We start from the raw sequence: 7,749 nt of genomic DNA, 5'->3' as shown, positions 1-7,749 counted from the left end.
TTGCAAATAGAAGATTGGAGCCAATAGATGGATCAGACAATTCGCGTGAATCCGACAGTGATGGGGGGCGATCCGAATCGCACCCAGATGGCGCAGCCGACGGTGATGGGTTACCCTGGCTCCCCCAATCTTGGGGGCGGGGGGGGCGGCCCGTCGCTGGCGCTCAATGTGCGGGTGAGTAATCGCTACGCCTTTGCGGGAGACCGAACACGGGCGCATGTGCTGACACAAATCTCGGCGGGCGGCGCGGGGGGCTTTGTGCCAGGAGGCAAGCGCCTGCCGGTGAATGTCTGCCTGGTGATTGACCGCTCGGGCTCAATGGATGGCTCGCCGATTCAGTATGTCAAAAAAGCCTGCGAGCACGTGGTGGACTTACTCACCCCCGATGACGTGCTCTCCATCGTCACTTTTGAGGAGTCCGTCGAGGTGCTCATGCCCGCGCGGCGTGTCACCGACACGAATCTGATCAAGCAGCACATCCAGCGCATTGTGGCCGGGACGACGACCAACCTCTTTGACGGGCTCTACGCGGGCGGCGCACAAGTTGCCTCCGTGCCGATGGCGGGCTACGTCACCCGCGTTTTATTGCTCACCGATGGCGAGCCAACCGCGGGGCTAAAAGACTTTGGGAGCATTGTTCAGCAAGTCGCGGATCTGAAAGCGCGTGGCATCACGGTGACGGCACTGGGCTTTGGGCCGGAGTACAACGAGGAGCTGATGGCCGGGATCGCCCGCCGCTCGGGGGGGAACTACTACTACATCGAGCGCCCCGAGCAGATCCCCGAGGTCTTCCAAAAAGAGATGCTGACGATTCTTGGGGTGACGGCAAAAAATATCCGCCTGACCTTCACGCTCCCGCGCGGTGTCACCGTCCGCCAGTGCTACGGCTCCCCGCCTGAGCTAGGTGCACGCCACGCGGCGATTACCCTCCCCGATATCGAGCGCGGCGCAACCGTCACCAAGCTCTGGGAGGTGGACTACGACCCGCACGCTGTGGCAAGCTTTCGCACCGCAAAAATCATTCTCTCCTGGGATGATGGCGCGACCGGCCAGCGGGAGACGCTCACCGCCAACGCCGTGGTCGAGTTCACCGCAGACGCCGCCCGGGTGCCGTCGGGAGCTGATCCCTTAGTAGCCCAAGAACTCAGCTCGATGCAGGCTGCCCGCGACTTGGAGAAGACGATGATGGGGATGCGCACCCAGCAGCTCAACCTGGCGGATCTGACAGCGGCCCTGAACAAAACACAGCAGATGTTCACCCAGCAAGGTAACACCGAGGCCGCAAAAACGGTCCAGATGGCCACACAAGCCGCCCAGCGCGGCGACACGGGCGGCGCGGAAAAGACGCTGATCGGCACCATCTACAGCCTCGACTTAGGGAAGAGGAGCTAAAACGCCATGGACTACTACGCCATTCTTGGAGTTTCACAGAGCGCGACGGAGAGCGAGATTCGCACCGCCATGCGCGAGAAAACCCCCGCCGCCCAGCAGGACCCCGATCAGTTCGCGCTGCTGATGGATGCCTTCGAGACGCTCAAGGACCCGCAAAAACGCGCCGAGTACGACGCACAAAGAAATACTCCCCCTTCCTTGGAACAGGGAAGGGGGCTGGGGGGATGGGTTCAGGGGATGGGTTCTGCGCTGGTCGTCGCGGGGGCGTGCCCTATTTGCAACACGATGGCACCCGCCGACGAGGGCTTCTGCTCCGAGTGCGGCTTGACGCTCGCCGGGACGGTCGGGGCTACGCCGCAGGCATCGCCCTTGCCGAAATTAGTGGAAGAGAGCGGGCGTGAGCTGATGCTGCGTGTGGGCGAGAGCATCGTGGGCCGTGAGGGTGCCGATGTCGCCCTGCCGCACCCCACTATCTCCCGTCGCCACGCTCGCTTTATCGTCTCCGGCAGCAACTATGTCACGCTGGAGGACTTGGGAAGCACCAACGGCACAAAAGTCGCGGGCCAGCCTCTCCCATCGGGCAGCCAGAAAGCACTCACCAATGGCCAGGCGGTGCAGTTTGGCTCTGTAAAACTTACCCTTCAGATTCCCAACGTCCCCCAGCCCGAGCGGCGTGTTTTAGGAGCAAAAGACCCCGGCCGCGCCCCGATTGCTGCGCTCGGCGGAACCGTCAGCGGCGCACGTCTCGAAGGTGCAAGTGGGACACACACGCTCAAAGCTGCCGTCACCACGGTGGGCCGAAAAGCGGGCAATGATCTCGTTATCTCCGGCGACTCGTTCGTCTCTGGTAGCCACGCTCAGCTCCTCTTCGAGGGCGGGGGCTACAAAGTGGTGGACACCGGCAGCACCAACGGGACACGGCTCAACGGCAAAAAACTCACGGCCAACGTCCCTGAAACGCTCGCCAGCGGCGACATGATCCAGTTCGGCCAGACCGGGTTTACGTTTAAGGTCTGATGGTGCCGGGGGCGCTCGGCGGGTTTCGCGTTTCGAGGGGACAAGTCCCTCTCGCTGAGGGCTTCGCCGGGCACCCTCCGGGTGCGGAAACCATATTTCTTAGTCAAGAGAATTGTGGTATCGCGTCCCAGGCAAGACTCCAGCTTGAAAATACTTGCTCTTCGAGTCTTGTGATGACTTCTTGTGGCGGCTCAAATTCCAGAGCTTCCCAGGTCGCCAGCGCCGCAGCAGCACCGACAATTGTGGGATTGGTGTCTGTGAGCATTCCTCGGATTCTCATAATCTGAACATGGCACATTGTTTGATCTGCGACTTTCAAGGCAAAGACAACACCCGCTTGCGCACCACTTTTCCAGTCTTCGTAACCGATCTTCGTGGCTTCCTCAATATTGCCTTGGGATAGCCCCGCCCTGGGATCGCCGTCGCAGGAAATTTCTATGCGCTGCTCAGTAGCATTGGGCATAAGAGTCAGCGAAACCACTGCGGCGTACGGAAGTCCATTTTTTATTCGAGCAAATCTGGTGGTAACGGTTTTCATACGCCCGGCGCAATCCCGTCCACAAATTCACGTAGCGGGGGGAGCATCTTGCGGTACTCGACCAGAAACGCATCGTGACCGTAGGAGGACTCGACGATGAAGCTGGTGGCGTCCACGCCGCGCTGCTGCATGCGCTCGATCATCTCGTGGGTCTCGCGGACGGGAAAGAGGTCGTCCGAGGAGATGCCGATCACGAGGCACTTGGCTTTGATGCGCGCCAGGGCATCGGTGAGCGACGGGTAGCCGCGCGAGACATCGTGCAGATCTATTGCGCGGGAGAGATACAGATAGCTATTGGCATCGAAGCGCTTGACGAGCTTCTCGCCCTCGTCGTGCAGGTAGCGCTCGATATCGAAGCGGGCGTGTAGGTCATGGCGGAAGGCGGATTCTTCCTCTTGCGTGGTGCGGGTGCGGCCAAATAAGTCCTGCATCGTGGCGTCGGTTAAAAACGTGATGGTGGCGATCATACGGGCCAGTGCCAGACCGGAGTCCGGGCCGCCGTCGGGGCTTTCGTAGTAGCTGCCACGCTGCCACTTGGGGTCGAGGAGAATGGCGCGGCGGGCGCACTCATTGAAGGCGATGCTCCGCGCCCCCACACGCGCACTCGTGGCGATAGGGATGCAGTTGCGGACACGATCGGGGTAGGTCACGGCCCACTCTAGCGCCTGCATCCCGCCCATCGAGCCGCCCGTCACGACCGCCAAGTCAGTGACACCGAAGTGCTCCTGAAGGCACCGCGCCTGGAGCCGCACCATGTCGCGCACGGTGATGATGGGAAAGGTCATAGCGTACGGCCTGCCCGTGAGCGGGTTCACCGACGACGGCCCGGTGGTGCCTCGGCAGCCTCCCAGCACATTGGGCGCGATCACGCAGTATTTCTCGGTGTCGAAGACTTTTCCAGGGCCAATGAAACCGTCCCAGTAGCCCAGTGAGCGATTCTCCCAGGCGTATTTTCCGGCGGCGTGCGACGAGCCCGTGATGCCATGAAGCACCAGAATTACATTGTCGCGGGCCGCATTCAGCGCGCCGTATTTCTCGTAGGCGACCGTCACCTCGGACAGGGTCTGCCGGTTCTCACAAACAAACTCGCCTAGTGTGATGCTCTCTTTGGTCACCAGCCCGACACTGCACTCCTGCTCGTCTGGGTGTGTAAGACTCATCTGCCGATCACCCACTCGTCTTCGCCTGTCGCACCACCCACTTGCACCTCGATGCCCTCAGCGGCGGCCCACTCCAGGGCACCGTCTATGTTTTCGCGTGTTCCAGTCAGATCAAGCACGGTGTAGCCCCCGATCTTGGAGTCTATGTTGGCCTTACGGATCGAGAACTTCAGGCTCCAGTCGTGAGCGAAGTGCCAGATAATGGGTTTGGTTGCCTCGGCAAGAGGAAAATTAAGCTGTACGCGGATCGTCTCGGTATTCACGTGCCTATTGTACAATGTCTCCATGAAAATGCTTTTGGATGGAAATTGCCCAGACGGAGATCGTCGGGCTATAGGGCGTTCCGCCGCCTTGCTTCGCTCGGAACAAGCTGGTACCGACGAGGCACGAGGAGGCGGCCGAAGGCCCCATAGCCCAGAGGTTTACCGTCTAGGGCTTTTCCTAGCCGTAGCGCTCCGCCGCCGCCGCCAGGGCTTCAGTGGTACAGGGATCTCCGCGCAGCTCGAGACGCTGGCAGGCTATCTGGGTGCGGGGATCGGCAGCTACGGCTGGCGCGGCACCGGCACGCGGCTCTTTATCGGGTGGCCCACCGGCCCGCACCAGACCTTCGAACTCTCCTACACCCGCCTCAAACGCGGCGGCTCCACCGAACCGGCCTTCACCTACGGCGTTCAATTCTGATCGAGAAAATTCCGAAGTAGCGCGTGACCGTGCTCGGTGAGGACGGACTCCGGATGAAACTGGACACCTTCAATAGGGAGCGTCTTGTGGCGCACCCCCATGATCTCACCGTCCTCGCTGGTTGCCGTGACTTCGAGGCACTCGGGGAGGCTCTCTCGCTCGATCACCAGGGAGTGGTAGCGAATCGCGGGGAAGTCCTGTGGCAGATTCTCAAAGACCCCGATGCCCTCGTGGTGAATCGTGCTCGTCTTACCATGCATCAGCCGCTGCGCCTGGATGATCTTGCCCCCAAACGCGTGCCCGATGCTCTGGTGCCCCAAACAAACACCCAGAATGGGAATCTGCCCGGCAAAGCGCTGGATCACCGCCACCGAGACCCCCGCTTCGGCAGGTGAGCACGGGCCAGGCGAGATCAGCAGGTGATCGGGCTTCAGCGCCGCAATCTCGTCGAGCGTGATGGCATCGTTGCGGTACACCACGATTTCCTGGCCCAGCTCCCCGAGATACTGAACGAGATTATAGGTGAACGAGTCGTAGTTATCAATGACTAATATCATATCTAGCAATCATCCCGTGGAAACCGGGATTCTCGGATGACCTCGCAGGTCTGGGAGATGTACTCGGCGTAGAAGTCGGTGCGTCCACGCTCCTGGGCATTCTGGTGGATGGCGTTGTTGCGCCAGGCAAGCACGGCCTCATCGCTCTCGAACTCGGCGATAGTGACGCGCTCGCCATCAGTAGCCGTAAAGGCCTTCAGGGAAATAAAACCCGGCTGCTGCTTTGCCAGCTCCACCATCTTAGGAGCGAGCTCAGCGTAGGCTTCAGTGGCATCGGGGCGGAGACGGTTGCGAAAAACGGTGACAATCATGGGGTTACCTCGTCAGTGTTTGTTGCTGTGGTTCAATGATTTCGAGGCGGCTGAAGCGCCCCTCGACCACTTCGGCGAGCACGGGGACGGTATCAAGCCCGGCCTCGGCGAACTCGACAGCGCGGCGGGCGGCGGCGGACTTGTTGACGGTTTCCTCAAACTCGGCGGCGTACTGTGAGTCCGCGACGATGCCGCCGCCTGCTTGTACATGCACTTTACCGTTGTGAATCACGGCAGTGCGAATCGTAATCGAGGCATCGAGGTTCCCATTGTAGGAAAAATAGCCAATCGCGCCGCCATAAACGCCGCGCCGGGTCGGCTCTAGCTGCTCGATAATCTGCATCGCCCGCACTTTGGGAGCCCCAGAGAGTGTTCCTGCCGGGAACGTCGCGCGGAGGACATCCATGGGTGTGACTTCGCTTCTCAGCTTGCCACAGACATTGCTCACAATATGCATCACATGAGAGTATTTCTCAATAACCATTAAATCCGTCACTTTAACCGATCCGTACTCACAGACACGCCCGATATCGTTGCGGCCCAGATCAACCAACATAATATGCTCGGCGCGCTCTTTGGCATCGGCGAGGAGCTCTGCCTCCAGTGCGGCGTCTTCCTCGGGTGTCTCGCCACGCTTACGGGTTCCGGCGATGGGCCGAACGCGCACGGTGCGCTCCTCGACCGTGCAAAGAATCTCCGGCGACGCGCCCACTAAGATCGGGCCGTCGTCGAACTTCAGAAAGAACATGTAGGGCGAGGGGTTCAGCGAGCGCAGGGCGCGATAGACATCAAAGGCATCACCTTCGTAGGGCCGCGAGAAGCGCTGTGAGAGCACGGCCTGGATAATATCGCCGCCCGAAATATACTCCTTGGCCGTGGTCAGCATCTCCTCGTAGTGGGCGCGGGTAAGATTCGACTCCCACGGCGGCGGGACACTGTTGCGCTTGCTCGGCATCCCCATCAGATCAGGAATCGGAGCCCGGAGCGCCCCGATCATGTCCTCGACTTTTTCGCAGGCCGTGTCGTAGGCCGCGTCTAAGTCATCGCCAGGTTCTACATGCGCATTCGCTAGCACCACGATCCGATGCTTCACATGATCAAAAATGCAGAGCGTGTCGGTGAGCATCAAGTACACATCATCTAAATCAAGATCATCGTGGGTCTTCTGGCCAATGGGCTCTAAAAAGCGTACCCAGTCGTAGCCGATGTAGCCCACCGCGCCCCCCACAAAGCGTGGCAGGTTCGGTGTCTCGACAAACTTCACTTTGGCGAGCTCGGCCTCCAGGACGTGTAGCGGATCCTCGCCCTTGGCCAGCGGAATCAGCCTTGTCTTTCCGCGCTCGGTCAGCGTCACACTCGTGCCTCGGCTACGCAAGACCACGCGTGGGTCGGAGCCGAGAAACGAGTAGCGGGCCATGCGCTCGCCGCCCTCGACGGACTCCAGTAAAAACGCATTGGGCCGGTGTGCCAGGCGCTTGAACGCGGAGACAGGCGTCTCCATGTCGGCCAGAATCTCCCGGCAGACAGGAATCACATTGCCCTGGGTTGCCAGTGCCTTAAAGGTCGCTCGATCAGGTGTGGTAGGAAACATAGGTTGTTCTTATTCCAGACACAAAAAAACAGGCTCCCGGGTTATCGTAACTCGGGAGCCTGCCTTCTCTTTCGTGTGCAGCGTCGGCGTGTTTAGCGGACAACGCGCACCGGGCAAGCCCCCGTGCGCCACCACCACTGATTGATTTGCTCTCGCGTCTGCATTGCGGCTACGATACCACGGCTTTGAAAACGAGGCAACCCAACGAAGACGAGGTTACTCGCATTTTGCCCAGTCTGCGGTGGCGATAATCTTGCGCATCTCGGCTTCAGTTTTTTCGAGCTTGGCGGCGCTCTTGGCGACATCTTCCAGATCCACGCCGTAGAGGTTGTTTTTGCTCTTGTCGGCGAGCCCGGCGGCGTTCCACGGGGCGATGGCGTCGGTGAGGGGGAGCTTGTTTTGTTGCCAGGCGTGGAAGTTGGCGCGGAACTCTGGGCTTTGTGTGAGGAGATAGCCTTTGGCAAGATCACTCCGGCCTGTGCGGCGGGCGAGCTCGGAGAAG

The 7,749-nt window shown here is 60.3% G+C and carries 10 protein-coding genes; 3 read left to right on the top strand and 7 right to left on the bottom strand.

What is annotated here, in order from left to right:
* Positions 1-27 precede the first annotated feature (27 nt).
* Both ACH2EH_RS24830 and ACH2EH_RS24825 read left to right on the top strand, forming a co-directional pair.
* A complete protein-coding gene (locus tag ACH2EH_RS24830; RefSeq protein ID WP_395146046.1) occupies positions 28-1,392 on the top strand; it encodes a VWA domain-containing protein in 1,365 nt (454 codons plus the stop codon).
* Positions 1,393-1,398: 6 nt separating this feature from the next.
* Positions 1,399-2,409, top strand: coding sequence for an FHA domain-containing protein (locus ACH2EH_RS24825; protein ID WP_395146045.1), 1,011 nt, complete (start codon positions 1,399-1,401; stop codon positions 2,407-2,409).
* Between the two features lie 103 nt (positions 2,410-2,512).
* Here the strand turns inward: ACH2EH_RS24825 and ACH2EH_RS24820 are convergent, their stop codons facing one another.
* Genes ACH2EH_RS24820 through ACH2EH_RS24810 form a run of 3 tightly spaced genes read right to left on the bottom strand, consistent with a single transcriptional unit; the run spans position 2,513 to position 4,370 of the window.
* On the bottom strand, positions 2,513-2,947 hold the full coding sequence (locus ACH2EH_RS24820) for a hypothetical protein (protein WP_395146043.1): 435 nt from the start codon (positions 2,945-2,947) through the stop codon (positions 2,513-2,515).
* Positions 2,944-4,107 carry a homoserine O-acetyltransferase gene (locus ACH2EH_RS24815; protein ID WP_395146041.1) on the bottom strand — a complete coding sequence of 388 codons (1,164 nt, stop codon included), beginning with the start codon at positions 4,105-4,107 and terminating at the stop codon, positions 2,944-2,946. The genes ACH2EH_RS24820 and ACH2EH_RS24815 overlap by 4 nt, the downstream gene beginning before the upstream one ends.
* Positions 4,104-4,370 (bottom strand): NIL domain-containing protein, encoded by a 267-nt coding sequence (locus ACH2EH_RS24810; RefSeq protein ID WP_395089502.1) that lies wholly within the window; start codon positions 4,368-4,370, stop codon positions 4,104-4,106. Before ACH2EH_RS24810 ends, ACH2EH_RS24815 begins: the two co-directional genes overlap by 4 nt.
* A 22-nt stretch (positions 4,371-4,392) precedes the next feature.
* On the opposite strand from ACH2EH_RS24810, the gene ACH2EH_RS24805 reads away from it, so the two are divergent.
* A complete protein-coding gene (locus ACH2EH_RS24805) occupies positions 4,393-4,788 on the top strand; it encodes a hypothetical protein (protein WP_395146039.1) in 396 nt (131 codons plus the stop codon).
* Here the strand turns inward: ACH2EH_RS24805 and ACH2EH_RS24800 are convergent.
* From ACH2EH_RS24800 to ACH2EH_RS24785, 4 genes are all read right to left on the bottom strand, one after another.
* Positions 4,779-5,345: an anthranilate synthase component II gene (locus ACH2EH_RS24800; RefSeq protein WP_395146037.1), complete on the bottom strand. Its 567-nt coding sequence runs from the start codon at positions 5,343-5,345 to the stop codon at positions 4,779-4,781. The genes ACH2EH_RS24805 and ACH2EH_RS24800 overlap by 10 nt on opposite strands.
* Before the next feature lie 2 nt (positions 5,346-5,347).
* Positions 5,348-5,656, bottom strand: a complete 309-nt coding sequence (locus ACH2EH_RS24795) for an antibiotic biosynthesis monooxygenase family protein (RefSeq protein WP_395146035.1) — start codon at positions 5,654-5,656, stop codon at positions 5,348-5,350.
* A 4-nt stretch (positions 5,657-5,660) separates the two neighbouring features.
* Positions 5,661-7,247, bottom strand: a complete 1,587-nt coding sequence (trpE, locus tag ACH2EH_RS24790; RefSeq protein WP_395146034.1) for an anthranilate synthase component I — start codon at positions 7,245-7,247, stop codon at positions 5,661-5,663.
* 216 nt (positions 7,248-7,463) lie between these two features.
* Positions 7,464-7,749, bottom strand: a 286-nt coding sequence (locus tag ACH2EH_RS24785; protein ID WP_395146032.1) for a hypothetical protein, incomplete at its 5' end; no start/stop codon positions are given.

Source organism: Armatimonas sp. (genome assembly GCF_043760365.1).
Lineage (GTDB): Bacteria > Armatimonadota > Armatimonadia > Armatimonadales > Armatimonadaceae > Armatimonas.
The sequence above is the reverse complement of the archived record's forward strand: the minus strand, read 5'-3'. Positions and strand labels throughout refer to the sequence as shown.

Excerpts from the sequence above, each read along its gene's own strand:
- ACH2EH_RS24825 (WP_395146045.1), top strand. The coding sequence starts at position 1,399 with ATGGACTACTACGCCATTCTTGGAGTTTCACAGAGCGCGACGGAGAGC.
- ACH2EH_RS24830 (WP_395146046.1), top strand. The coding sequence starts at position 28 with ATGGATCAGACAATTCGCGTGAATCCGACAGTGATGGGGGGCGATCCG.
- ACH2EH_RS24805 (WP_395146039.1), top strand. The coding sequence starts at position 4,393 with ATGAAAATGCTTTTGGATGGAAATTGCCCAGACGGAGATCGTCGGGCT.
- ACH2EH_RS24795 (WP_395146035.1), bottom strand. The coding sequence starts at position 5,656 with ATGATTGTCACCGTTTTTCGCAACCGTCTCCGCCCCGATGCCACTGAA.
- ACH2EH_RS24820 (WP_395146043.1), bottom strand. The coding sequence starts at position 2,947 with ATGAAAACCGTTACCACCAGATTTGCTCGAATAAAAAATGGACTTCCG.
- trpE (WP_395146034.1), bottom strand. The coding sequence starts at position 7,247 with ATGTTTCCTACCACACCTGATCGAGCGACCTTTAAGGCACTGGCAACC.
- ACH2EH_RS24800 (WP_395146037.1), bottom strand. The coding sequence starts at position 5,345 with ATGATATTAGTCATTGATAACTACGACTCGTTCACCTATAATCTCGTT.
- ACH2EH_RS24815 (WP_395146041.1), bottom strand. The coding sequence starts at position 4,107 with ATGAGTCTTACACACCCAGACGAGCAGGAGTGCAGTGTCGGGCTGGTG.